Raw genomic sequence first — 24148 nt, 5'->3', positions numbered from 1 at the left:
TGGCCACGAACGCGGGGCTCAGTTTATCAACCGTTCCGACGTCTGGTTTTCGGCTATGCGGGCACCGGACTTCCCCACGCGACGTCGTTGTCCTCGTAACCGAAGGGTGGACCGACGAATTCGCCGCCGCAGGTGATCAGCGCGAGGGTTTCCGGTCCGTCGAGGCTGTTCAATCTCTCGACCGGCAGCTCGCCGTCCTTGCCGTAGTGATCGACCGCATCGATACGGTAGTTCCAGGTCTGTCCCCCGGCGCCCGCCACGGTCACGATCGAGCCGATTTCCAGTGTCGAGAACTTCTTTCCGAAACCGTCACCCTGATAGATGTCGTTGATGTGTCCGGTGATCACCACGGTGCCCGCGCCCGAACCCGGGAATGCCGAATCTGCCCACCATCCGATCTCACTGACATCCTCGGGCGGAATGAGCGAGCCGTCTGTCGTCGTCTTGATCGACAGAACGTCAGCGGTGCTGTCGACTATGCGAAGCGTGGTCGGGACATCCGGACCGTCGACCACAGCGCGAATCTCTGGCGGCAAATCTTGTTGGCCGGTCGCGAGGACGCGGGTCGGCGAGTCGCCGTCGTCAGAACACCCGCCGATCAAGAGCATTGTCGCCACTACTGCAGCGGCCCATGTTCGACGGACCGTGAATCCAGGTGCCGCTGTCACGGGCGAGAAGTCGGGCCGGACGGAATCTGGGAAATTGGTACTCGGTTTCCGACGTCACGACTGGGAAGTGCGTCACCGGACTCCCCACCGTTCCCACCGGAACCGTTGTCACCGCCACCGCTCCCGCCACCGCTTCCATTCCCGCCGCCGCCGGGGCCCGGACCGGGGCCGGGGCCGGGGCATTCACCTCCCGGATCGGTGGTATCGCCTGCCAAGACAATCTTGACTGCCGAGAGGTTGACTGTCTGGTTCTGTGCCACTTGCCCAGGCGTTGTGACGTCGAATGCGAGCTTGGCACGAACCGGAATGACCGAGCCGTCGTCGGCATCGGTGACCGTTGATCCCGAGCGACCGAGATCTTGGGTCAACGTCATTCTGGAGATCAAATCCTGATCTCCGGTCAAGCCGGCGCCGTCGATCCGAAGGGTCCCTCGGACGGGACTTCCGTGGGCTCTGATCGTCACCGATGCGCGAAACTCGAGGATGTCTCCCGGCACTGTCCGCCACGCCTCGATCGAGTTGATCTTCGTTCCCGGTGAACCAGTCGAGATGTCGTACCAACCGTCTATCACTGCCGGATCGAGTGACATCGAATTGTCGTTAATCTCGAGAGTGCACGCGTGGGTGAGTGCGACTGGTGCTGCCGATCCCACCGCGGGAAGTGCCGTCGATACAACAGCTGCCAAGACGAAGGCCGTCGCGGAGATGCCCGCGGAACGCCTGCCGAAGATCGTCATTCTCTCGCTACTCTTTTCCGCGGACCGTAGCTTCCGGTCAATTCAGTCAAAATACCAGTACAGCTGGACAAATAGGTCGAATTCCGTGCCGAATTCTTCTTGTTTTCTGTGAACTTCGGTTACGAGCAATTCCTCCGCACACGCGTTCCGGCAAGGGGTACATCGCATCAACAGGGGCCAGAAGTTACATTTCGCCCGCACATCGGAGCAGAACGCACTGATTTCTCACCGAACCGGACCGGCATTTCCGTTTCACGACAGTCGGCCGGTGGAACAACGATCGGTACAACGTGCCGGGCACGTGTCCGGTCACCCCTCCGAATCAAGGGAAACCGCCATGTCGGATACAACGTCAGTCAAGCAGGGTTTCGCGGTAGGAACATCGATCGGGGCAGCCGTCATCTTGGTGACGGTCGGCATCGTGCAGTTCTTTCAAGGACTCGCTGCCGTCGCCGAGAACGAAGTGTTCGTAGTCGGGATCGACTACGTCTATCAATTCGACCTGACGACGTGGGGTTGGATCCATCTCGTGCTGGGCGCGCTCGTCGCTCTCGTCGGTCTCGCACTGTTCACCGGAACGCCGTGGGCACGGGTATCGGCAGTCGTGATCTGTGCGATCTCGATCATCGCGAACTTCTTGTGGCTGCCGTATTACCCCTGGTGGTCGACTCTCATCATCGCGCTGAACATCGTCGTGATCTGGGCTGTGTCGACATGGAAGCCCACCCAGACGACGCACGCCGCTGCGCATGCACCGACAACGCCGACTCAATCTGTTTGAGTTGAAAGCATGTGTAGGTGGATGGCGTATTCGGGAGAACCGATACTCGCCCATGACTTGCTGTTCCGACCACAGCACTCGCTGATCGACCAGAGCCTGCATTCTCAACTCGGGGCAACGACGACGAATGGCGACGGCTTCGGAATCGGTTGGTACGGGGAGGGGTCCCAACCAGCAGTGTTCAAGAGCATCGAACCCGCGTGGAACGACTCGAACCTGCGCGAGGTCACCTCGCAACTGCGCACCCCGCTCATGTTCGCCCACGTGCGCGCTTCGACGGGAACTGCGGTGCAGCGCAGCAACTGCCACCCATTTCGGCACGGCAATTGGTTGTGGATGCACAACGGTTCACTACGCGGATTCCACGACATGAAAAGGGAATTGGTGACTGCCATTGATCCGTCGCTCTTTCCGGATCTCGAAGGGTCGACGGACTCGGAAACCATGTTCTTCCTCGCGCTGACGTTCGGCCTGACCGACGATCCGTTCGAAGGTGTCGCGAGGGCCGTCGGATTCGTCGAGCACACGGCTCGCTCGCAGGGTATCGACGATCCGGTCCAGATGACCGTTGCTACGTCGGATGGCGTCTCCACCTGGATCTTTCGCTATTCGAGCGAGAACCGGTCGAGGTCATTGTTCTTCTCCACCGAGATCTCCACGTTGCGCAAGCTCCATCCTGAGGTGGATGCCCTGCACCATCTGAGTGAGGAGACCCGAATCGTCGTATCCGAGCCTCTGCGCGACCTTCCCGGAGCATGGAACGAGGTTCCCGAGTCCGCCGCAGGCGTCATCCGGCCCGGACGGGACGAGATGCGGAACTTCGCGCCGATCCCACCCCGATAGGTAAAGCATGACGCAGACCTGTTGCGCCGAATTCTCCCGCGGGATGGGTCAAGATGGCTTGATGTGGAAACAGGCACTCGGGTTTGCTTTGTTCGGTGCGACCGTTGCCATCGTCACGGCGGCGCTGACACAAGGATCGTCACAGGCGTCGGCCACGATCACCCTCTTTTCGGGTGGCACGACAATCTCGGGCTTCGCGGGTGAATCGCAATGGGCCTGGCCCATCGAGGCTGCGGTGATCGGCGCCGTTCTGGGCGCGCTGACCGGGCTCGTACTCCACCTCGCGGGTGTGCGAATCTCCGGAGGTCAGGACAATCGAATGCTTCGAACTGTGGTGGCAGGCCTTGTGGGAGTCACGCTTGGGTTGACGCCCCTGTTGGTCTTGATCAGCATGGCATTCACCAGGTCGGTTGACATCGGATGGTCCCCGCTCCTGGTTTATGCCGTCAGCGGTTTCCTGGCCTACGGTCTGGCGGTCGCCGCCGTGTTCGGAGTTCTTCGCGCTGCCGGGGATCGACTTACTACGCGCACGACGCAGGCGGTGGCGGCGATGCTTCCGGTCGGGGCGTTGGCGGCGACGACTGTAGGTGTCGGTACTGCGTGGAGGCTGGGCTTTTCCACCGCCGCTCCCACCTGGATCGCGGTCGTGCTGCTGGTGGTTCTCGTATTGGCCATGACGTTCGTTGCGGCCCGGGCGTGGGCTCTACGGATTCAGCCTCGTGACTTACCAGAAGTCGCATAGGCAGTGGGACGATTGATTCGGACGGGTGCGTCGAGATGAGGGGCGAACGAATCTTCGCGGGACTCGTCGTCGGCCTCCTACTGGGGCTGTTCGGCTACCTGCCATTGGTACTCCTGTGGCAACACTTCGCGGACGTCCCGCAGCCGCAGCTGTATCCGAACCGTTCGTTCACGTCGTTCGGGCCCAACCCACCACCGCTCACCTACTGGATAAGTTGGGCGGCGCCTGCCGCCGTGTTCGTCTTGCTCGGACTTATGACTATTCCCAGTCGCACCGGCCGGCAATTCGCGTTGCCATTGGTGTTTGCGTTCCTTCCGGTCGCTGCAATGGTGGCGTGGTTCTGGATCTCGATGGAACTGTTCTTCAGCCCCGACTGATCACTCACTCGACCGCATATCGCGAACCTCACCGCGCGCACGAGCAATGGCGCCCTTGTTGCGCAATGCGATCCCCTGATGCACCGCAGCAAGTACCAATGCCAGCACTGCCGCCGGGAGGCTCCCCACCATCGAGAGCAGAGAAGGCATATCCGAGCTGAAAGCGGTAAAGAAACCCACTACTGCAGCGCAGAGCATTGTCGCCGAGACGATCCAGGAAACTAATGGTCGCGGAATCACGGCTGGAATGACGCACAGAGCCACCGGCAACGCCAGCACCAAGAAGAGCTCCCGCCCGAAATAGTCATGAATCGAGCGGTAGCAATCAGCAGAACTGAGCGGGCCTAGACCTATTTCGCAATCGGTGATCTCGTACAGCGGCCACTGTGCCGTCGCGGATCCTAGGATCCCGGTGGCAACCGCTAGTACAACCCACGCGATCCGAATCCCCGTCATACGAAGAGATCATGCCAGTAGGGAAAATTGTGCGCCGGCGCAGAAATCGGTTGCAACCCAAAATGCACGAAGGAGCGATAACGTCGACGGTAATCGAAGAAGGGACCAACGACGTTGATCGCATTGGGCGCACTGATTCTTGCTACTGCTGCCCATGTCTACGGCGCTCGCCTCGCAGCTCACGGAAACTACGGGTGGAGAATACCTCTCGCGGTGGGACCGTCCTCATCGCGAGCGGCACACCATGTTCGGCGTGCGCAACTCGCAGGTTGGGTTTTGAGCCTGATCGGGACATTCCGCGTCGTTGGCAACTATTGGGAGACAGCACCTCTTTTGAGTGCGGGTATCGCAGTCGCTGTACTCGGAATAGTTAACGGCCTGCCGAGTTTGACTGTCACCCTGATGCACAATCGACGGCCGCAACAGGCTTGAAGTTTTCGAGCATGTTTTGTGGAAGGGTGCTTGCATGGCAACACAACCGCATGGCCAGTCCATAACCCCGGCGTGGAAAGTATTCACGGCCATCGGTTTTGCAGGTGTTGTGGGCGCTGCCGTGACGTACTTCCGAGACGGGTCCACTTTGGCGATCATTGGCGGGATGGTCATCCTCGCGATTGGTCTGCCGCTTACTGTCTGGTCCTTCCTGCGAATGCTGCGTGAGAATCGAGGACATCGCCTTCATTGGTGGAGAACACCGCCGGTCAATCCGAGGAACGTCGACCTGTCTCGTGCTGTCGGCATTCCGACTACAATATTCGGTGCACTGGCCATCTGGCTGAATACAGCAGGTTCGGCGCCGTGGTGGTTGGCAGCAATCTTTACCGCCATTCTGATCGCGCTCTTCGGAGCAACCGTTGCCGTCCACAATATTCGCCTCAGTCAGCGAAACTGAGCTAGCCTTCCGCGCATGCCGGTTTCTGCGGATGTTCGCGAGCGCCTTCGGTCTTACTTGGATCCAGATGACGAGATCCGGTACGTATTTCCAGCAGACGTTCTGATGAGCGCGAAACCGAGTGTGTTTGTCGTGGTGAGCCGAAAGGCGATCACCGTGTTCTCCACGAGCTTTCGGTCCAGAAAAGTGCCGCGGACGGTCCTTACACGGTTTCCGAGAATGACCGTTCTCGGCCCGGTCGATACTGCATCCACACCGCACTTCACTGCGGCGGGCATTACGTACGAGATCGACGAAGAATATGTTGCAGTCGTGAATGCTGCCGACGCGGAGCTCACGTCACCGCAGGACTTCCCACGAGATCCGTTGCCGAACCTGTGAGGCACATACAAAAAAGGCAGTTTCTCATTTCTGAGAAACTGCCTTTTTGATCTAACTTCGGTCGGGCTGACAGGATTTGAACCTGCGACCACTTGACCCCCAGTCAAGTGCGCTACCAAGCTGCGCCACAGCCCGTCCCACGCCCTTGTTTCGGGCGCTTGGAAAGATTACATCAGGGACGGGCCGAAGTACCAATCGGCTGGTCAGAGCCTTTTCGGTACCGATCTGGACGCAGAATCAGCGGCCCTTACGGTCACGCTTCTCGCGCACTCGTACGGATACGCGGATCGGGCTGCCGTCGAAGTTGAACTCTTCACGCAGACGCCGCTCGATGAAGCGGCGGTAGCCGGCCTCGAGGAAGCCCGTGGTGAAGAGAACGAATGTCGGCGGGCGTGTGCTTGCCTGAGTCGCGAACATGATGCGAGGCAGGCGACCACCACGCATCGGAGGCGGCGTAGCCGCCACAACTTCCTTGAGCCAGGTGTTCAGGCGACCCGTGGGGATGCGCTTGTCCCAGGACTCCAGAGCCGTGTCGAGAGCCGGCACGAGCTTCGCCACGGCGCGACCGGTGTGGGCGGAGATGTTGACTCGCTGAGCCCACGGAACGCGGACCAGATCGCGGTCCACTTCCTTGTCCAGCATGAGTCGACGGTCCTCGTCCACGAGGTCCCACTTGTTGAACGCGATCACCAGTGCACGACCCGTGTCGGCCACCATGCTCAGAACACGCAGGTCCTGCTCGGTGATCGGCTCGTGTGCGTCGATGAGCAGGATCGCGACCTCAGCGGCCTCGATCGCACTCTTCGTACGCAGCGACGCATAGAACTCCGCGCCGCTGGCATGGCTGACGCGCTTGCGCAGACCAGCCGTGTCGACGAAACGCCAAGGGCGCCCGCCGAGTTCGACGATGGAGTCGACGGGGTCGACGGTGGTGCCGGCAACATTGTGCACGACGGACCGCTCGTCACCGGACAGCTTGTTGAGCAAGCTGGACTTTCCGACGTTCGGCTTTCCGACAAGAGCAACACGACGCGGGCCGCCGCCGGGGATACCTTCACGCGGGGTTTCCGGCAGCTTCTCGAGAACCTCGTCGAGCAGGTCGCCGGTACCGCGTCCGTGCGTCGCACTCACGGAGTACGGCTGACCGAGGCCCAAGGACCACAGCGCTGCAACCTCGGACTCGGTGCGTCCGTCGTCCACCTTGTTGGCAACGAGGATGACCGGAGTCTTCGAGCGGCGAAGCACTCGAGCGACAGCTTCGTCCGTCGTCGTAGCGCCGACAACGGCGTCGACGACCAGGAGAATGGCGTCAGCCGTTCCCATGGCCAATTCGGCCTGGCGGGCAACGGCCTGCTGAAGACCCTTTGCGTCGGGTTCCCATCCGCCGGTGTCCTGGACGAGGAAGCGCCGTCCGGCCCAGTTCGCCTCGTACGAGACGCGGTCACGGGTAACGCCGGGGATGTCCTCGACTACCGCTTCACGACGGCCGATGATGCGGTTGACGAGCGTCGACTTGCCGACGTTCGGTCGACCGACAACAGCCAAGGTCGGGACGGCAATGTGCGCTTCGCCTTCGCCGTCCGCTTCGAGATCGGCGTAATCCCACTCCGATTCCTCGGACCAAGTTCCGTCACCGGCATATTCGGTTACCAGATCGTCGCTCACTGCACTGCTCCAGTTCTGTCGCTGACCACCAACAGCAACTTGGCGATCACATCTTCAATTCCCAATTCGCTCGTATCCACCAGAATGGAGTCCTCGGCAGGGCGCAACGGCGACACTGCCCGAGTCGAATCGAGATGGTCACGGCGCTGCACATCAGCCAGCACCGCTTCGTAATTGTCTTCACGGCCTTGGCCGATGTTCTGCGTATTGCGCCGTGCCGCACGGGTTTCCGCCGATGCGGTCAAGAAGATCTTGACGTCTGCATCGGGGAGTACGACGGTTCCGATGTCGCGACCTTCCACAACGATCCGCTCCGCACCGGCCGCCAACTCACGCTGAGTGGCGACCAGCAGGTCGCGAACCTCGGGTACGGCCGACACCGCGGAGACAGCCTTGGTGACCGCGTCGCCGCGGATCTCCTCGCTGACGTCCGCGCCGTCGAGATGCACCTGCTCGCTGCTGGGATCGGTACCGATTGACCACGGCAACGCCGCAACGGCGGCCGTGATCGCGGCGGAATCCGCCAGATCGATTCCCTGACGCAGCACGTGCAGGGTCGCGATCCGGTAGATTGCTCCGGTGTCGAGATAGCGAGCGCCCAAACGCTGCGCCAACGCGCGAGAGACGCTGGACTTGCCGGTTCCGGACGGTCCGTCCATTGCGACTACCAGCGGCATGGACGAATCGGTCACAGGCCGACCGCCTCGTACAGTCCACCGACCTCGCTACGTCCGAGGACGCGCTGCGTTCCCGGACGCTGATCGCCGAGCGCGACAACTCCGACGTTGGTGCGAACCAGACGGACAACGGGGTGACCGACGGCATCGAGGAGACGACGCACGATGTGCTTGCGACCCTCGTGCAGAACGAGCTTGACGAGCGTCTTGCCCTCGTTGATCTCGAGCACGGTGAACGCGTCCACCTTGGCCGGACCGTCATCGAGAGTGACACCGTCACGCAGCTGCTTGCCGGTGCTGCGCTCGACAACGCCGTGAACCGTGGCGAGGTACGTCTTCGGAACCTCGAACGACGGGTGCATCAGGCGGTGAGCCAAGTCGCCGTCGTTGGTGAAGAGGAGCAAGCCTTCGGTGTCTGCGTCGAGACGGCCGACGTGGAAGAGCCGCTGACCGGACTGAACGCGCTCGGAGACGATGTCACCGACGCACGGACGACCGAGATCGTCGGACATGGTGCACTGCCAGCCACGCGGCTTGTTCATCGCGAGGTAGACGAGGTCCTTCTGCACGACGACGCGGACGCCGTCGACACGAACCACTGCGTTCTCGGGGTCGACACGCAGACCCTGCTCGACCACGATGCGGCCGTCGACCTCGACGCGCCCCTGGTCGATCAGTTCTTCAGCTGCACGGCGTGATGCGACGCCGGCCTGAGCCAGCACCTTCTGCAAGCGGACGCCGTCGCCCTTCGGCGGGCCGTCGTGCTTGGTGATCTCGGCATGCTGATGACGTGCCGGCTTGGCGTTGGAGACCAACGGGTTCTGAGAGACGACGCGCTGCGGCTTCTCGGTCTTCGGCTTGCCACGCTTGTTGGTCGCCGGCGGTGTGGGAGCTGCCGGGCGCTTGCGCGGAGGTCCGTCGAACTTGGATCCACGAGGTGCGTTCGACCATGCGCCGCCACGAGGAGCGTCGGGGCGTGCGCCGCGCTGATCGTCACTACGACGGTCGGCGCCACCGCGCGGTGCCCGACGGGCGTCTACGTGGGGTGTCCTGCGGTCATCGCTGCGGGGTCCGCGGCGGTCGTCACTGCGCGGTCCGCGACGGTCGTCGTTGTAGCCACCACGACGGTCGTCCGTACGTGCGGGGCGACGGTCGTCACTGCGCGGAGGGCGACGGTCGTCGCTGCGCGGCGGGCGACGGTCATCGCTGCGCGGCGGGCGACGGTCATCATTGAATCCACCGCGACGGTCGTCCGTGCGGGGACGGTCGGATCCGGCGTTGCGGTCGTATCCGGAGGTACTGCGGGAAGTGTTGCTGCGTCCACCACGGGGCGCTTCGCTACGTGCGCCGCGGGGGGCGTCGCTGCGACCACCACGGGGGACATCGCTGCGTGCGCCGCGGTTGTCGCGGGAGTTGTTACGGTCCGGTGTGCCATCACGGCGAGCGGGATTGTTCACTTTTTTCCTGTCAGTTTTCTACTGTTTCCCGAGCGTGGTCGGGTCTTTCTCGGTGCTGACGACGGCCGGTATTCCGGTCAGTCGTCGACTTCGGTGTCCACTACCTCAGTGGGCACGTCTGCCTTGTTCATTCTCGCAAATCGCGGATCGGATTCCAGGCTTTCGCTGATGTCGTCGATGAGATCGACATCAGGCAAGAGCGGGGCCAACTCCGGGAGCTCGCTGAGCGAGGCCAGCCCGAGCCGTTCGAGGAACAGTTCGGTCGTGGAGTACCGTGTCGCGTTGGTGTCCGGGTCAGGCCCGGCTTCCGCGATCAGTCCGCGGGCAAGGAGGGTGCGTACCACCCCGTCCACGTTGACGCCTCGTACCGCACTGATCCGCGCACGAGTCAACGGTTGACGGTATGCGACTACGGCCAAAGTTTCCAATGCCGCCCTGGTCAATTTGGTGCGTGCGCCGTCCAATAGCAGCTTTTCCACGTACGGGGCAAACTCTTGTCGCGTGTACAGACGCCATCCGTCGCCCGCGTAGCGAAGGTCCATTCCGCTGCCGCGAGCGGTCAATGCGGCCGACATCGACGTCAGGCGTTCTTCGACGCGCTCCGGTGCGGTTCCGGTGACAGATGCGAGTTGGTTCACTTCGGCCGGCGAATCCACGACAAGCAGAAGCGACTCCAGCACTGCGTCGAGTTGATCGTCGTCGAGGTCGAAATCGGGTGCAGACTCTTCGGACTCCGAGGCGGGGTCGGTAGGCTCGATCATCTCGTCTAGCTGCGAAGACTCTGATTCCGTCGGTTCGGCGTTCATCCGTAGTCCTCCTCTGTGACCGGCGCGGCCGGGTCGTCTCCGGTCCAACTCACCATCAGCGGTCCGAGGGCCTCGGGTTGCTCGAACACGATGACCTGCCGGCGATACAGCTCGAGCAATGCGAGAAACCTTGCCACTATCTCGACGGTGATTTCGCACTCGGCAACAAGGTCCCCGAAAGGTGTCCACTCCCCGATGCCTCGCTCGCGCAGCAACTCGAGAATTCGCTCGGCCTGTTCGGGTATCGAGATATTGGACACATGGAGGTGATCGAGGCCCACTGTCGGCACCGGACGCGGTGTGAACACCGTCGCCGCGATCTCCGCAAAACGCTGAGGGTCGACTCCCAACAACACCTCGGGCAGGAGTTCGGTGAACTGATCCTCGACGGCTACCGAGCGCGGATAGCGCCGCAGTGCTGCTTCCTCCAACTCGCCGAACAGCGCCGCAACTTGTTTGTACGCCCGGTACTGCAGCAGTCTCGCGAAGAGAAGATCGCGTGCTTCGAGAAGCGCCAGATCCTCCGCGTCCTCGACCTGCCCGGCGGGCAACAACCTGGCCGCTTTCAGATCCAGAAGCGTAGCTGCGACGACCAGGAATTCCGTCGTCTGATCAAGGCCCATCGCACTGCCGAGTTCCTTGGTGTACGCGATGAAATCGTCCGTGACGGTGTGAAGGGCGACTTCGGTGACGTCGAGCTGCCGTTGATTGATCAGGTTCAACAGCAGATCGAACGGGCCTTCGAAGTTCCGGAGAGTGACTCGAAAACCGGCAGCCTTGGCTGCGGTCTGAGCGTCGGTCGGCACGTTCGGATCGATCGAATCCGGCTCGACTTCGACCGGATCTTCTTGCGATGCAATCAGTTCCACTAACGACCAGACCGGTGAATGACCTCGCGGGCCAAGGCTCGATATGCCTCGGCGCCAGCCGATTTCGGCGCCCACGTCGTGATCGGCTCACCGGCAACGCTGGTTTCGGGGAATCGAACGGTGCGGTTGATCACCGTGTCGTAGACGACGTCGCCGAACACCTCGACCACTCGCGCCATCACCTCACGAGCGTGCAGGGTCCGGGCGTCGAACATCGTGACGACGATGCCGGCCAACTCGAGCTTCGGATTGAGACGGTCGTGCACCTTTTCGACGGTGTCGTTGAGAAGTGCCAGGCCGCGCAGGCTGAAGTACTCGCATTCCATCGGAATGATGACCGAATCGGCGCACGCCAGCGCATTCACCGTGAGCAGGCCAAGCGACGGCTGGCAGTCGATGAGCACGTAGTCGTACCGATCGAGAACCGGGTGCAGCACGCGCCCCAAAGTCTGCTCACGCCCGACCTCGGTGACCAATTGAATCTCGGCGGCCGAAAGGTCGATGTTGCTGGGGAGCAGGTCCAGACCGTCCACCCGAGTGCGCATCAACACGTCGTCGATGGACACACGCGGTTCGACCAGGAGATTGTGGACGGTCAGTTCCAGGTCGTGATGCTGAACGCCCAGACCAGCAGACAACGCTCCTTGGGGATCGAGATCCACCAAGAGCACTCGGCGACCGTATTCGGCCAACGACGCGCCCAGGTTGATGGTCGACGTCGTCTTGCCGACGCCGCCCTTCTGGTTGCACATCGCGATGATCATCGCGGGTCCGTGGTGCGCCAACGGTGTCGGTTGAGGTACCTCGCGGACCGGCCGGCCCGTCGGACCGAGTTCTTCCGTGGAAACAGCAGGGGTTTCCGCAGGTGGAGAGGCTACTGGCGTCGTATCTATTTCGAACATCGCCTCTGGTTCGGAGGGTACAGCTGGTGCTGATTCGTTCACGCGCTCGAAGAGTTGGGCATTGACATGCGGCGGCGCGGACTCCGCCGCTGGTGGCTGCGATGTCGACACGGTCCGATGCTCCCCTACTCTTTCGGCGGTTGCTCTCGGCGCCGGCAAACCTCCGAAACTGCGGTGGAGGCCGCTCGCGCTCCTTGAACGCTACCGCTTACATCACCGAATGGTCTCGCAGACACGCATGAGCCAACCAACGCCTAACGGGCGCGTGGGTGTGCCTGAGCCCACACTTCGCGCAGCGCTGTGACGGTGACCAGTGTGTAGATCTGCGTCGTGGTTACCGAAGCGTGACCGAGAAGTTCCTGCACGACACGTACGTCCGCGCCGCCGTCGAGCAGGTGTGTGGCAAACGAGTGCCTGAGCGTATGGGGTGAGACGTCCGCCTTGATCCCGGCCGACGCGGCCGCGTCCTGAAGAATCTGCCATGCACTCTGACGCGAGAGGCGTCCCCCGCGCGCGTTGAGAAACAGGGCGGGAACACCGCGCGTCGCCAGGCTGGGGCGCCCGCGGACGAGATACGCGTCTACGGCGGCGATCGCCGGCCTGCCGACGGGGACGATCCGCTGCTTGCCGCCCTTGCCCTTGAGCAGCACGGAACGGGTTTCGGTGTCGATGTCGTCGACGTCCAGATCGATCGCCTCGGTGATGCGTGCTCCGGTCGAGTACAGAAGCTCGAGCAGAGCGCGATCCCTCAGGTCGCGGGGCCCGTCACCGGCCGCACCGCCACCCGAAGCGTCGAGTAGGGCGATCACGTCGTCGAGCGGCAGAGCTTTGGGCAGCTTGCGTCCGGGCGTCGGCGGCTTGACCGTTCGAGCCACATCGACACCGACAAGGCCCTCGGCGGCGGAGAACTTGTGGAATCCGCGGACCGCGATCAGGGTCCTCGCTGCCGAACTGGCGGCCAACGGTACGACGCCGGCATCTTTGTCACCCAGGCGCAGATGTGTCACGAATTCGGTGACGTCGTTCTCCGTCACGCCCGCGACGTCGTCGATGCCGCGCCCGTCCAGGTACTCCGCGTACCGATTCAGGTCGCGGCGATACGAAAGCAGAGTGTTGCGCGCAGATCCTCGCTCGACCGCTAGATGGTCGAGATACGAGTCCACCTGTCGGGCAAGCACTTCAGGCTCGCGACTTGCGTTCTCCGAATGCGCGAGGACGATCGGGCCACGGTGCGTCGGCGGGGCGCAGCGGCTTTCCCGTCGAGCGTGCGGTAGCGATCGCGAGAATGCCCGATACCGCGGTGGCATTGACGATGTCGCCGCGCAGCGCCATGTCGACGGCGTCGGCGAGCGGAACTCGCGAAATCTCGAGATCGGCTTCTTCGTGTTCGGGATCGTCGCGCTCCACCTCGTGCAGCCCCTCGGCGAGGAAGACGCGAACCGCCTCGTCCGTGAACCCGGGTGAGAGAGCTACATCGACCAGCACCGACCATCGATCGGCGCCGAGTCCGGTTTCTTCGCCCAGCTCACGCGCTGCCGCCTCGACCGGGCTCTCCCCCGCAGCGTCGAGCAGACCGGCAGGGATTTCCCACAACCGGTGCCCGAGCGGGTGACGGTACTGGTGAATCAGCACCAGGTTGTCGTGCTCGTCCAGTGCTACGACGGCAACGGCGCCGTGGTGTTCGACGACTTCCCGATCGGCACGCTGACCACCAGGCATCGCAACGGTGTCGACGCGCAACGCGATGATCGCGCCGGTGTAGACCGTCTTGGAGCCGAGGGTGTCGAATTCGTGCCGACCGGGATCGCTCATCTGTGGCTAGACCTTTTCCACGTTCTCGACTGCAGCGTCGAGCGCCGTCTCGGTGGCAGCGGTGTCGATCTTCTCGTCACCGTGGACGTCGACGGGCAGGCGCTCTTCGAGCTTGTAGGTCAACGCTGCTTCGACGAAGGCGGCGAACAGCGGGTGCGGGCGCGTCGGGCGGCTCTTGAGCTCCGGGTGTGCCTGGGTGGCAACGAAGAACGGATGCTGCTCACGCGGGTACTCGACGAACTCGACCAGGTGACCGTCCGGCGAGGTTCCGCTGAACTGCAAGCCGGACTTGGCAATCCGGTCGCGGTAGGTGTTGTTGACCTCGTAGCGGTGACGGTGCCGCTCGGAGACGTCCTCGGTTCCGTAGGCCTGAGCGACGACGGAACCCTTGGTCAGCACGGCCGGGTAAGCACCCAGACGCATGGTGCCACCGAGGTCGGCGTCACCGGCGATGACGTCTTCCTGATCAGCCATCGTGGAGATGACCGGGTGCTTGGTGTCCGGCTCGAACTCGGCCGAGTTGGCATCGTCGAGGCCGACGCTGCGAGCAGCTTCGATGACGACGCACTGCAGACCCAGGCACAGACCCAGCAGCGGCAGCTTGCGTGAACGTGCGAAACGGATCGCGCCGAGCTTGCCCTCGATGCCGCGAATGCCGAAGCCGCCCGGGATCAGAACACCGTCGACGTCACCGAGAGCGGCCTGCGCTCCGGCTTCCGTCTCACAGGCGTCCGACGGGACCCAGGAGATCTCGACCTTCGACCGGTTGGCAAATCCACCGGCGCGCAGTGCCTCGGTGACGGAGAGGTATGCGTCGGGCAGGTCGACGTACTTGCCGACCAACGCGACGCGCACGGTCTCACGCGGCTGGTGAACACGATCGAGGAGGTTGCCCCACACGGTCCAGTCGACGTCGCGGAACGGGAGACCGAGCTGGCGAACGACGTAGGCGTCGAGGCCCTCACGGTGCAGAACCTTCGGGATGTCGTAGATCGAGGGAGCGTCGGGCGTCGAAATGCAGGCGTCGACGTCCACGTCGCACATCAGCGCGATCTTGTTCTTGAGGCCCTGCGGAACGTCACGATCGCAACGAAGGATCAGCGCGTCGGGCTGAATGCCGATGCTGCGCAAGGACGCAACCGAGTGCTGCGTGGGCTTGGTCTTGAGTTCTCCGGAGGGGCCGAGGTACGGCACGAGGGAGACGTGCAGGAAGAAGACGTTGTCGCGGCCGACGTCGTGGCGGACCTGGCGAGCGGCTTCGAGGAAGGGCTGCGATTCGATGTCGCCGACGGTTCCACCGATTTCGGTGATCACGACATCCGGGCGGTGTCCCTGCAGATCCGGGCCGCTCATCTCGAGGATGCGACGCTTGATCTCGTCGGTGATGTGCGGGATGACCTGAACGGTGTCACCGAGGTACTCGCCGCGGCGTTCCTTGGCGATGACCGTCGAGTACACCTGGCCGGTGGTGACGTTCGCCTGACCGGATAGGTCACGGTCGAGGAACCGCTCGTAGTGCCCGACGTCGAGGTCGGTCTCGGCACCGTCTTCGGTGACGAAGACCTCGCCGTGCTGGAAGGGGTTCATGGTGCCCGGATCCACATTGAGATAGGGATCGAGCTTCTGCATGGTCACGCGCATTCCCCGCGCGGTCAACAACTGTCCCAGGCTCGAGGCGGTCAAACCTTTGCCGAGCGAGGAAGCTACACCTCCGCTGACGAAGATGTGCTTGGTGGCGGTACGCGTGTTAGTGCGTGACTGTGGCAAAGGGGCTCCCGTGACGACTGTGCAGGGCTTGGTCTGATGAAGCATGCTGGGGCCTGCCGACCCACGGGATTTCACGGTAACACCTATCGGGGGTCGGTGCCTACAACGCGCCGACTTTCCGACCCCGATGTGACCGGCGTATCAATACCGGGGTGTTCAGTTGGTGGGTGCGCCGACGGTAACCGCCGCCGCTCCCGGTCCCGTGCCGTAGCGGCCGGCGCCGCCGTTCAACTGTTCCTGAAGTGCCAACGGCGTCGTGATCTTGCCCGATTCCCGGTCGATGTTGTCGATGGTCGTCAAGCCCGCTGAGAGCGCCGCGTCCGCACGCGCGACGGCAACCGGACCACTGCCCTCGGCCGAGCCAGGCCGGCCCGCGAGAATCGTTCCTGCGCCGCGTCCGTCGAGAGCACCGGCAAACCGGGCGATGACGGCGCCGCGGTTACCCGTGGCTGCGTCGGATTCACTCTTGTTGTCGCCGGTGAGGACCACGGCGAGCTGAGCCGGCTTGACCGCTCCGTCGTCGTAGCTGATGAAACCGGCGCTACGCAGCGAGTCGAGCGCGAGATTCATCTCGTCCGGAGTGCTCTGGGGTTCGCTGTTCTGCCCGTTGAGAAGCAGAACCGAACCGAGCAGATCACCTGCGAGACTGCCCTGATCGACCGCACCGGTCTTGAGGGTGATCCCCGCAGGGATGACATTGGTGACGACAGTCCGCAAACGGTCACCGCCGGTGGCGTCGACAAACGAATCGGTGAGCGAGACGCGTCCGGTCACGGCGCCGCCGGCGGCAGTGACGAGTCGGTTGACACCGTCGAGATCACTGGGATCCGCGTCCGGTGCCGTGATGACGACGACGGTGCGACCAGCGAGACTGTCACGCACGACGCGACCGCCGACAGCGGCATCGAAGCCGTCCGCGGAATTGAGTTGCTGCTGAAGCTGATTGGACTGTTGATTGAGGTCTTCGATCTCGTTCTGCAGGTCCGCCTTGTCGTCACGCAGACCGGACAGCAATCCACTCGACAGCATTCCGGAACCGAGCACCACGCCGATCGCGAGTGCCAGAAAGATTGCCGCTATGGAAATTGCATGTTGACGCATCGAAATCACTTGAAGAGCCCCTGAACCCACAGCGCGAAGCTGTTCCACGTTGCGATTGCCCAGTCGAGAACTTCACTACCGGCATTGGACACGACCAGGGCGACGATCACTGCCACCAGGGCGGCGAGCACCAGTAGCGCGATCGCGCCGCCGGACACTCGACTTCGATACAGCGTTGCCACAGCCTTGGCATCGACCAGTTTCGGTCCAACCTTGAGCCGTGTCATGAACGCCGACGGATTGCTTTCACGACGCCCACGGTCGAAGAACTCGTCCAAGGACACCACGTTGCCGACCGTCACGATCAGTGAAGCTCCGTGGTGATCGGCAAGCAGCAGGGCAAGGTCGGTCGGTGAGCAGGTCGCCGGGAACGTCATCGCCCCGATACCGAGATCCTGGATTCGGGAAAGCCCCGCCGCATGACCGTCCTGGTCTGCAGGCAGAACAACTTCCGCGCCGGACTTGAGCGTGGAACTGGTGATTTCCTCCGGGTCGCCCACGATCAGATCGGGGCGGTATCCGGCCTTGCTCAACACGTCCGCACCTGCGCCGACACCGATCAAGATCGGCGAATACTCCTTGATGAAGGGCTTGAGGTTCTTCAGATCGGTCTCGCGTTCGGGGCCGTCGGAGACGACCACGACATGGCGGTCCTTCAAGTCGATATCGATGTCCGGAACACCGATTCCGTCGATGAGCAACGGGCTTTCGGTGCGGATGAACTCGATGGTGTTACCCGAGAACGCTTCCAAGTGATCGACCAGGCCGGTCTTGGCCTCGATCATCCGGTCGGAGATTTCGGCCTCGGTCTGCTCTTCGCCCTTGACGAGGCTCTTCTCGCCGTTGAAGATCTCGCCCTCGTGCAGGCGGATCTTGCTTCCGTCCTTGATGTTCTTGAAGACATCACCGTCGACGGCATCGATCAGAACGATGTCGTTGGCGACGATCACTTCCGGTCCGAGGTTGGGGTACCGCCCCGAAATCGACGGCGACGCGTTGACCACGGCCATGACTCCGGCTTTCACCAGAGCATCGGCGGTCCGGCGATCGATGTCGATTTCGTCGAGGATCACGATGTCTCCAGGACCGACACGGCGCAGAAGCTTCGCCGTGTTCCGATCGGCCCTGGCGATGCCACTGATCCCAGGCAAGGATTCGGTGTTACGTGAGAGCAATCCGGGCATCTTCATGGCTTCGATGATGAACCTGAAACCGCGTTGACCGGTGGAGGCGCGCCGACAACTACCACATCAGTCACACCAACACCACAGAACCTTCAATCTGTGACGCGGGCCGCATTCGCGATCTCGAGCAGTTCTTCGGCGTGCGCACGACCGGTTTCGGTGTCGTCCAGCCCTGCCAACATACGGGCCAATTCGACCACCCGATCCGAATCCGACAAGGTCCGCACGCCACTGCTCACCACTCCGCCTTTGTCGTCGACCTTGTCCACCACGAGGTGGGTGTCGGCAAACGCAGCAACCTGCGGAAGGTGGGTGACAACGATAACCTGATGCGTGCGAGCAAGTTTCGCCAATCGGCGGCCGATCTCGACAGCAGCGCGGCCACCGACCCCCGCGTCCACCTCGTCGAAAACCATCGTCGCACCGGTGTCGCTACCAGCGAGAACAACCTCCAGCGCCAGCATGACGCGTGACAGCTCACCACCCGAAGCGCTCTTGCTGATCGGAAGTGAAGGTGCCCCACTGTGCGCTGACAGGCGAAATTCCACGTCGTCGACGCCGGCCGACCCGGCATGCAGGTCTACTCCCCCGACACTGAGCGGCGCCGAGTCCTGCGGGCCGGCAGGCTGCGAACGCACAGTCACCTCAAGGCCCGCACGTCCCATCGCCAGACCGGCGAGTTCCGCGCTGACGGCTTTGGCGAGCTTTGCCGCCGCCTTGACTCGCGCGGCGCTCAGCTTGGTAGCTGCCTCCGCGGTCAGACCAGCCGTCTCCTCGACCTGCTTGGCCAACAGTGACAACGCATCCGAGGACACGTCGAGTTTGGATAGACGAGCGCGAGCAGTATCTGCCCATTCGAGAACACCGTCGACATCGGCGGCGTACTTGCGAGTCAGAGTCTTCAGTTCCGATTGCCGCGACAACAAAGAGTCCAGAGCACCCGGGTCTGCGGGCAGCCCGGACAGGTAGGTGTTCAGGTCACCGGCAACGTCGGTGACGACGGCAATAGCGTCGGCCAACCGGGAACCGAGGCCATCCAGATCGGCGTCGGTGACCGACTCGATGCGCGCCCTCGCTTCGGACATCAGGTCTAGCGCCGGCATGACACCGACGTCGCCGCTTGCCATGTCGTCATTACCGGCGAGCGCAGCGTGCGCCTCTTCGGCAGCGGAGCGGAGCGAATCGAGTTCACTGAGTCGACGAACTTCGGCAACGATCGCCGTGTCCTCGCCGGGCTCGGGTGCCACGCCGTCGATTTCGTTGAGCGCGAAGGTCAACTGATCTGCTTCTTGCGCCAGTTCACGAGCCTTCGACGTGCGCTCGATCAATTCCGAACGAGCATCGAGCCACTCACGACGGTGTTTGCGGTACCTCGTCAGCAGCGTTCCGATTGCCTTGTCCCCGAAGCGGTCCAGCGCGTTGCGTTGCTGGTCGGGACGAAGCAATCGCAGCTGATCGTTCTGTCCGTGGACAGTCAGAAGTGGGTCCGTGAATTCGGAGAGAACTCCCGCCGGCACGCTTCGTCCGCCGAGATGAGCCCGTGACCGCCCATCGCTGCCGACTGTCCGAACAGCGATGATGGTCCCGTCCTCGTCGCGCTCGGCGCCGGACGATTCCAGGATTCGGACGATCTCACGCTCGGTGGCCGGCGAGACGTCGTCGGCGATGAATCGTCCTTCGACAACGGCCCGCGACGCGCCCAACCGCACTCGACCGGCATCCGCTCGCGCTCCGCTGAGGAGGTGCAAGCTGGTGACGACCATCGTTTTACCTGCGCCGGTTTCACCGGTCAGGACGGTCAGGCCCTCGTGAAACTGGGCGCTGGCCTCGGAGATCACACCAAGACTGTCGATACGGATCTCTGCGAGCACGATTAAGGCTTCCTTCCTCGCCATCCGGTAACCGGAAGCTCGAACTTGCGAACCATCCGATCAGCGAAAGGCGCAGAGTCCAACCGGACCCACTTGACGGGAGTGGCGCCGCGAACGATCTCGACGCGAGCGCCGGCAGGCAGTTCCAACGTACGACGGCCGTCGCAGAAGACCAGGCCGTCGTGGCTACCGGCGACGGTCTCCACCGCGATGATCGAATTCGGGCTGGTGACCAACGGCCGCGCGAACAGCGCGTGCGCGTTGCTGGGTACGACGAGCAATGCTTCGAGTTCGGGCCACACGACGGGGCCGCCTGCGGAAAATGCATAAGCGGTCGAGCCTGTGGGAGTGGACACGAGAACACCGTCGCAACCGAACGCAGACACCGGTCTGCCATCGACTTCGAGGACAACTTCGAGAACTCCCAGACGCGAACGGTTCTCGATACTGGCCTCGTTGAGCGCCCACCCGCGGTCGATGATCTCGTCGTCCACCCGAATCACGACGTCGAGTGTCATACGGGACTCGACGCGATATTCCTTGCGAACTACCTGTGCGAGAGCCTCGTCGAGATGCTCGGCCTCGGTCTCTGCCAGAAATCCGATCCGTCCGAGGTTGATGCCCAGTACCGGAATGGACGCTTCTTGAGCGAGTTCGGCGGCGCGCAGAAACGTGCCGTCGCCACCGAGAACAAGTACCAACTCGCATCCAACGGCAGCATCAGGGCCGGGATGAACAACCGTGACGTCGAGACCCGGCGCAGAGAAACCCTCTGGTTCCGTCATTGCTTCGATGCGCGAGCTGTCTGCTTCGTCGACGAGGACTCGCAGTCCAATTCCCGCGCGCTCGAAGATCTTCCCGACCCGCTTGGCAGTTTCCGTGATGTCACGTCGACCAGGGTGTGCGACAAGAAGGATCTCGCGCGACTCGCCGTTCGTGACCGCGTTCACTGGGGCCCTTCCTCTACAGCCTTGCGAATCATGTCCTCCACCGTAGGAATTCCCTCGGTGTTCGTCTCGGCGTCGGTATCCGTCTCTTCATCGTCGGATGTACCCGTCTTTCGAAGCCACAGGAAATACTCGACATTTCCCGACGGACCGGGCAATGGGCTGGCCACCACACCTAACGTCCGCAGACCCACCTTTGCAGCAGCCTCCGACACGTCGAGCACAGCGGAGATTCGCAATTCCGGATCTCGTACGACGCCACCGGCACCGACGCGGTCCTTGCCCACCTCGAACTGAGGCTTGACCATCGGAACCAGGTCCGCGCCGTCAGCGGTACAGGCGACAAACGCCCCGAGTACCAGTTTGAGAGAGATGAACGACAGGTCCGCGACAACGAGATCGACAGTTCCGCCGATCGTCTCGGCATCGATAGCGCGAACATTGGTTCGGTCGATGACATGCACTCGGTCGTCGGACTGCAGGCGCCACACCAATTGGCCGTAACCGACGTCGACGGCGACAACTTCCTTCGCACCGCGTGTCAGCAGAACGTCCGTGAACCCGCCGGTGGAAGCGCCGGCGTCGAGGCAACGGCGACCTTCGACCGTCAATCCTTCGGTACCGAAGGCGTCAAGGGCACCGATCAGTTTGTGAGCACCGCGCGACGCCCACGAGACTTCCTGCTCCACCTCGACGACCCGAAGCGGCGTTCCGGCTTCGATCGCCGTCGCGGGCTTGGTCGCAACGGCTCCGGAAATGAGAACTCGGCCCGCGGAGATCAGTTCTTGCGCATGATCTCTCGATCGTGCCAGACCGCGACGGACCAATTCGGCGTCCACCCGTGCTCTACGTGCCACGTCAAGCCCTGTCCACAGAGGCGAGTGCCTGGACGAGCACCTCGTGTGCCTGTTCCAAAATATGTGCCTTCTGCGGAATCACACCTGCTCCGTGATGATCGTTCGGATCGTGTTCGATGCCGCCGAGGCGTGCCAGCAGACCGTCGACGTCAGAACGTATTCGTTCCGGATCGACGGTAGGGCGTGACCCGGGCAGCGGTGATCCGTTGCTCGAGTTTCCGGGGTGCGGTGTCGGCGTGCTCATCGGGCACAACGTTAGTGCATGACTCTCCGTTGCGCATACACCCGCACCCCCGCGAGTCGAACACATATGCGAGAAATCAGACCAGCCAGGAAGCAAACAGATCCGCCACGCCGGCATCCGACGCTTCCAGCGTCTGGAACGACGGATTAGCCCATGCGACAGGCGCAACCGCACGTAGAAGTGACATTTCGTCCCCGACAACCGGGCCGTCGACAACCAGCGCCGACCCGTTCACGGAGACAGACCACTTGGAGTCCGCACCGACCAGCGATTCGACGGCCGGCTGATTGAGCGAATCCAGAGTTGCTGCAATGTAGGTGGGGCGCTGCTCAATCGGAGCCCGCAGTACGTCGCCCGGCGTGCTCACACCGGTGAGAACCAACAACGAGTCGATCGAAACAGCATGTGCGCCTTCGATATCAGTGTCCAAGCGATCACCGACGACCAGTGGACGCGAGCACCCACTGCGTGCAAGCGCATCCTCCATCAGCGGTGCAGCAGGCTTGCCTGCCACCAAGGGTTCCTGCCTCGTGGCGGCGCGCAGAGCCGCCACCATCGAGCCGTTGCCGAGCACCAAACCTCGTTCCGACGGCAGTGTGGTGTCCAGGTTTGCAGCCACCCACAGCGCCCCGGCCCTGATCGCCAAGCATGCCTCGGCGAGGATCGACCAGTTGGTCTCCGTCGAATGTCCTTGGACGACTGCAACCGGGGAATCCGCGAATTCGCGCACCGGAAGCAACCCGACGCGCGTCACCTCGTCGGCCAATGCATCGGTACCGACGACGAGTACGGCGGCACCCGGTTCGAGACGCTCAGCCAACAGGCGCACCGCCGTCTGAGAACTGGTGACCACGCGATCGTCTTCGGAATCGAAACCGAGTTCGGTCAGATGCGCGGACACTGCCGAAGGCGAGCGACTCGCATTGTTGGTCACGTAGTACAAAGCCTGCGTACCCTGACCCAACGCAGCCTGGGTGCCGGGAATCGCATGAGCTCCGGCGTACAGCGTGCCGTCGAGATCGAGCAAAAGTACGTCGTACTGAGTACGAAGCACGGTCACTGATCTTCTCCGGTCAACTCGGCCACCCGTTCTTCAGCATCCGTGTCACCCTCGAGGTCTGCAGCTGCAGCATTGAGGAACCACTTCAATCCGTCTTCGACACGACCTGCTGCAACGAGGGCATCAGCGTACGCATAGAAAAGCCGAGCCGCCGCTTCACCGGTACGCGCTGCGTCCAGATCCTTGGTCTGCAGTGTGACAACTGCCTGATCGAACTGACCGAGATCCATGCGGGCGCCGGCGACCACGATCCTCAACTCCGAAGCCTCGTCGCCGGAAAGCAGGGCAGCCTCGTCGCTACGGCCGAGCTCGATGGCGCGTTCGGGTCGACCCAACCCGCGTTCGCAGTCGGCCATGACAGCGATCAGACCCGGTCCACCAGCCATTCGACGGGCAGCACGAAGCTCGGAGAGAGCTTCAGCCCATTCACCGGCGTGGTACGCGGTGATTCCAGCAGCTTCACGAACGACCGCAATTCGGCCGGCGCGCTGACGAGCAGCACGAGCGTGGAGCAGTGCAAGTTCCGGGTCTTCGTCGACAAGCTTGCCTGCCATGACCAGGTGACGCGCAACTGTGTTGGCGTTGTCCTTGTCGAGGCTGAGCAGATCCCGACGAACGGCCGGATCCAACTCGGTGGGCTCTACGTTGTCGGGCAAATCCGGTTCGTCAGGTCGTGCTTGCTGACGGTTGCGGTCGCCGTCGCGTCCACGAGGGGTGAACCCACCCTCGCCGCCGCGACGCTGTCCGCCGTTGAATCCGCCGCCACGGTTACTGTTTCCAGCACCGCCACGGTTGTTGTCTCCGGCACCACCGCGGCGGTCTCCGCCTGCAGCGCCGCGTGATCCACGCCCGTCGTTGTCACGACGGGGGCCACCTGATCGAGGCGCTCCTCCCCCACGGAAGGACCGACGCTCGTCGCCATTCTCCGACACAGTCATTCCTCTCATACAACGCACGAAAGGGGACCCAATATGTTGGGTCCCCTTTCGGTTAACGGGTGTTCGGCGGTGTCCTACTCTCCCACACCCTGTCGAGTGCAGTACCATCGGCGC

General features: G+C 62.7%; 26 protein-coding genes and 1 tRNA gene. 6 read left to right on the top strand and 21 right to left on the bottom strand.

Annotated features, from left to right (window positions below):
• Positions 1–53 precede the first annotated feature (53 nt).
• Complete coding sequence (locus tag QMA15_RS28835; RefSeq protein WP_243617608.1) at positions 54–668, bottom strand: class F sortase; 615 nt, start codon at positions 666–668, stop codon at positions 54–56.
• Positions 665–1405, bottom strand: a complete 741-nt coding sequence (locus QMA15_RS28830) for a hypothetical protein (protein WP_279164102.1) — start codon at positions 1403–1405, stop codon at positions 665–667. Before QMA15_RS28830 ends, QMA15_RS28835 begins: the two co-directional genes overlap by 4 nt.
• A gap of 337 nt (positions 1406–1742) precedes the next feature.
• Here QMA15_RS28830 and QMA15_RS28825 point away from each other — a divergent pair, with 337 nt between their 5' ends.
• The 4 genes from QMA15_RS28825 to QMA15_RS28810 all read left to right on the top strand — a co-directional run bounded on the left by QMA15_RS28825 (position 1743) and on the right by QMA15_RS28810 (position 4148).
• Positions 1743–2186, top strand: a complete 444-nt coding sequence (locus QMA15_RS28825; protein ID WP_084324770.1) for a hypothetical protein — start codon at positions 1743–1745, stop codon at positions 2184–2186.
• Positions 2187–2207: 21 nt separating this feature from the next.
• The gene (locus QMA15_RS28820; RefSeq protein ID WP_279164103.1) at positions 2208–3029 is read left to right on the top strand and encodes a class II glutamine amidotransferase; all 822 of its coding nucleotides are present in this window, start codon (positions 2208–2210) and stop codon (positions 3027–3029) included.
• Positions 3030–3090: 61 nt separating this feature from the next.
• Positions 3091–3771, top strand: coding sequence for a hypothetical protein (locus QMA15_RS28815; RefSeq protein WP_279164104.1), 681 nt, complete (start codon positions 3091–3093; stop codon positions 3769–3771).
• A 35-nt stretch (positions 3772–3806) separates the two neighbouring features.
• Positions 3807–4148 carry a hypothetical protein gene (locus QMA15_RS28810; RefSeq protein WP_047888127.1) on the top strand — a complete coding sequence of 114 codons (342 nt, stop codon included), beginning with the start codon at positions 3807–3809 and terminating at the stop codon, positions 4146–4148.
• On the opposite strand, the gene QMA15_RS28805 is transcribed toward QMA15_RS28810, so the two are convergent.
• Positions 4149–4604 carry a hypothetical protein gene (locus QMA15_RS28805; RefSeq protein ID WP_279164105.1) on the bottom strand — a complete coding sequence of 152 codons (456 nt, stop codon included), beginning with the start codon at positions 4602–4604 and terminating at the stop codon, positions 4149–4151. It lies immediately after the preceding gene.
• Between the two features lie 466 nt (positions 4605–5070).
• Here QMA15_RS28805 and QMA15_RS28800 point away from each other — a divergent pair, with 466 nt between their 5' ends.
• Together QMA15_RS28800 and QMA15_RS28795 are read left to right on the top strand one after the other, a co-directional pair.
• The gene (locus QMA15_RS28800) at positions 5071–5496 is read left to right on the top strand and encodes a hypothetical protein (RefSeq protein WP_046378606.1); all 426 of its coding nucleotides are present in this window, start codon (positions 5071–5073) and stop codon (positions 5494–5496) included.
• Between the two features lie 219 nt (positions 5497–5715).
• The gene (locus tag QMA15_RS28795) at positions 5716–5877 is read left to right on the top strand and encodes a hypothetical protein (protein ID WP_198586352.1); all 162 of its coding nucleotides are present in this window, start codon (positions 5716–5718) and stop codon (positions 5875–5877) included.
• A 61-nt stretch (positions 5878–5938) separates the two neighbouring features.
• Here the strand turns inward: QMA15_RS28795 and QMA15_RS28790 are convergent.
• The 18 genes from QMA15_RS28790 to QMA15_RS28705 all read right to left on the bottom strand — a co-directional run bounded on the left by QMA15_RS28790 (position 5939) and on the right by QMA15_RS28705 (position 24034).
• A tRNA-Pro gene (locus tag QMA15_RS28790) sits at positions 5939–6012 on the bottom strand.
• A gap of 102 nt (positions 6013–6114) precedes the next feature.
• A complete protein-coding gene (der, locus tag QMA15_RS28785; RefSeq protein WP_019748583.1) occupies positions 6115–7542 on the bottom strand; it encodes a ribosome biogenesis GTPase Der in 1428 nt (475 codons plus the stop codon).
• Positions 7539–8219, bottom strand: coding sequence for a (d)CMP kinase (gene cmk, locus QMA15_RS28780; RefSeq protein ID WP_172827088.1), 681 nt, complete (start codon positions 8217–8219; stop codon positions 7539–7541). The genes der and cmk overlap by 4 nt, the downstream gene beginning before the upstream one ends.
• A gap of 11 nt (positions 8220–8230) precedes the next feature.
• Positions 8231–9676, bottom strand: coding sequence for a pseudouridine synthase (locus QMA15_RS28775; RefSeq protein WP_279164106.1), 1446 nt, complete (start codon positions 9674–9676; stop codon positions 8231–8233).
• A gap of 77 nt (positions 9677–9753) precedes the next feature.
• Positions 9754–10437: an SMC-Scp complex subunit ScpB gene (gene scpB, locus QMA15_RS28770; protein ID WP_070797649.1), complete on the bottom strand. Its 684-nt coding sequence runs from the start codon at positions 10435–10437 to the stop codon at positions 9754–9756.
• A gap of 41 nt (positions 10438–10478) precedes the next feature.
• Complete coding sequence (locus QMA15_RS28765; protein WP_046379919.1) at positions 10479–11300, bottom strand: segregation/condensation protein A; 822 nt, start codon at positions 11298–11300, stop codon at positions 10479–10481.
• 50 nt (positions 11301–11350) lie between these two features.
• On the bottom strand, positions 11351–12364 hold the full coding sequence (locus tag QMA15_RS28760; RefSeq protein WP_020969711.1) for a ParA family protein: 1014 nt from the start codon (positions 12362–12364) through the stop codon (positions 11351–11353).
• A 143-nt stretch (positions 12365–12507) separates the two neighbouring features.
• Positions 12508–13431, bottom strand: a complete 924-nt coding sequence (gene xerD / locus QMA15_RS28755; RefSeq protein WP_070386276.1) for a site-specific tyrosine recombinase XerD — start codon at positions 13429–13431, stop codon at positions 12508–12510.
• Position 13432: 1 nt separating this feature from the next.
• Positions 13433–14065 carry an NUDIX hydrolase gene (locus QMA15_RS28750; RefSeq protein ID WP_020907867.1) on the bottom strand — a complete coding sequence of 211 codons (633 nt, stop codon included), beginning with the start codon at positions 14063–14065 and terminating at the stop codon, positions 13433–13435.
• A 6-nt stretch (positions 14066–14071) separates the two neighbouring features.
• Positions 14072–15832: a CTP synthase gene (locus QMA15_RS28745; RefSeq protein WP_003946139.1), complete on the bottom strand. Its 1761-nt coding sequence runs from the start codon at positions 15830–15832 to the stop codon at positions 14072–14074.
• A 156-nt stretch (positions 15833–15988) separates the two neighbouring features.
• Positions 15989–16942, bottom strand: coding sequence for a copper transporter (locus tag QMA15_RS28740; RefSeq protein ID WP_019748590.1), 954 nt, complete (start codon positions 16940–16942; stop codon positions 15989–15991).
• Positions 16939–18123, bottom strand: a complete 1185-nt coding sequence (steA, locus tag QMA15_RS28735; RefSeq protein ID WP_020907868.1) for a putative cytokinetic ring protein SteA — start codon at positions 18121–18123, stop codon at positions 16939–16941. Before steA ends, QMA15_RS28740 begins: the two co-directional genes overlap by 4 nt.
• Positions 18124–18209: 86 nt before the next feature.
• Positions 18210–19988 carry a DNA repair protein RecN gene (gene recN, locus QMA15_RS28730; RefSeq protein WP_279164107.1) on the bottom strand — a complete coding sequence of 593 codons (1779 nt, stop codon included), beginning with the start codon at positions 19986–19988 and terminating at the stop codon, positions 18210–18212.
• Between the two features lie 2 nt (positions 19989–19990).
• Entirely contained in the window at positions 19991–20938 is a 948-nt protein-coding gene (locus tag QMA15_RS28725) for an NAD kinase (protein WP_019748593.1), read from the bottom strand.
• Positions 20935–21792, bottom strand: coding sequence for a TlyA family RNA methyltransferase (locus QMA15_RS28720; RefSeq protein ID WP_279164108.1), 858 nt, complete (start codon positions 21790–21792; stop codon positions 20935–20937). The genes QMA15_RS28725 and QMA15_RS28720 overlap by 4 nt, the downstream gene beginning before the upstream one ends.
• 1 nt (position 21793) lies before the next feature.
• Entirely contained in the window at positions 21794–22036 is a 243-nt protein-coding gene (locus tag QMA15_RS28715) for a hypothetical protein (RefSeq protein WP_019748595.1), read from the bottom strand.
• Positions 22037–22112: 76 nt separating this feature from the next.
• Positions 22113–23096 carry an HAD-IIA family hydrolase gene (locus tag QMA15_RS28710; RefSeq protein WP_019748596.1) on the bottom strand — a complete coding sequence of 328 codons (984 nt, stop codon included), beginning with the start codon at positions 23094–23096 and terminating at the stop codon, positions 22113–22115.
• On the bottom strand, positions 23093–24034 hold the full coding sequence (locus QMA15_RS28705) for a hypothetical protein (RefSeq protein ID WP_073513327.1): 942 nt from the start codon (positions 24032–24034) through the stop codon (positions 23093–23095). Before QMA15_RS28705 ends, QMA15_RS28710 begins: the two co-directional genes overlap by 4 nt.
• Between the last annotated feature and the right edge of the window lie 114 nt (positions 24035–24148).

This window comes from Rhodococcus sp. APC 3903, from assembly GCF_030407755.1.
Taxonomy (GTDB): Bacteria; Actinomycetota; Actinomycetes; order Mycobacteriales; family Mycobacteriaceae; genus Rhodococcus_F; species Rhodococcus_F erythropolis.
Note: the sequence above shows the minus strand (reverse complement) of the source record. Positions and strands in the feature narration are given on the sequence as shown.

Bases quoted from the DNA above. Each gene is read 5' to 3' on its own strand.
- QMA15_RS28830 (WP_279164102.1), bottom strand. From the start codon at position 1,405: ATGACGATCTTCGGCAGGCGTTCCGCGGGCATCTCCGCGACGGCCTTC.
- QMA15_RS28825 (WP_084324770.1), top strand. From the start codon at position 1,743: ATGTCGGATACAACGTCAGTCAAGCAGGGTTTCGCGGTAGGAACATCG.
- QMA15_RS28820 (WP_279164103.1), top strand. From the start codon at position 2,208: ATGGCGTATTCGGGAGAACCGATACTCGCCCATGACTTGCTGTTCCGA.
- QMA15_RS28815 (WP_279164104.1), top strand. From the start codon at position 3,091: ATGTGGAAACAGGCACTCGGGTTTGCTTTGTTCGGTGCGACCGTTGCC.
- QMA15_RS28810 (WP_047888127.1), top strand. From the start codon at position 3,807: ATGAGGGGCGAACGAATCTTCGCGGGACTCGTCGTCGGCCTCCTACTG.
- QMA15_RS28805 (WP_279164105.1), bottom strand. From the start codon at position 4,604: ATGACGGGGATTCGGATCGCGTGGGTTGTACTAGCGGTTGCCACCGGG.
- QMA15_RS28800 (WP_046378606.1), top strand. From the start codon at position 5,071: ATGGCAACACAACCGCATGGCCAGTCCATAACCCCGGCGTGGAAAGTA.
- QMA15_RS28795 (WP_198586352.1), top strand. From the start codon at position 5,716: ATGACCGTTCTCGGCCCGGTCGATACTGCATCCACACCGCACTTCACT.
- cmk (WP_172827088.1), bottom strand. From the start codon at position 8,219: ATGCCGCTGGTAGTCGCAATGGACGGACCGTCCGGAACCGGCAAGTCC.
- scpB (WP_070797649.1), bottom strand. From the start codon at position 10,437: ATGATCGAGCCTACCGACCCCGCCTCGGAGTCCGAAGAGTCTGCACCC.
- QMA15_RS28750 (WP_020907867.1), bottom strand. From the start codon at position 14,065: ATGAGCGATCCCGGTCGGCACGAATTCGACACCCTCGGCTCCAAGACG.
- steA (WP_020907868.1), bottom strand. From the start codon at position 18,123: ATGAAGATGCCCGGATTGCTCTCACGTAACACCGAATCCTTGCCTGGG.
- QMA15_RS28715 (WP_019748595.1), bottom strand. From the start codon at position 22,036: ATGAGCACGCCGACACCGCACCCCGGAAACTCGAGCAACGGATCACCG.
- QMA15_RS28705 (WP_073513327.1), bottom strand. From the start codon at position 24,034: ATGACTGTGTCGGAGAATGGCGACGAGCGTCGGTCCTTCCGTGGGGGA.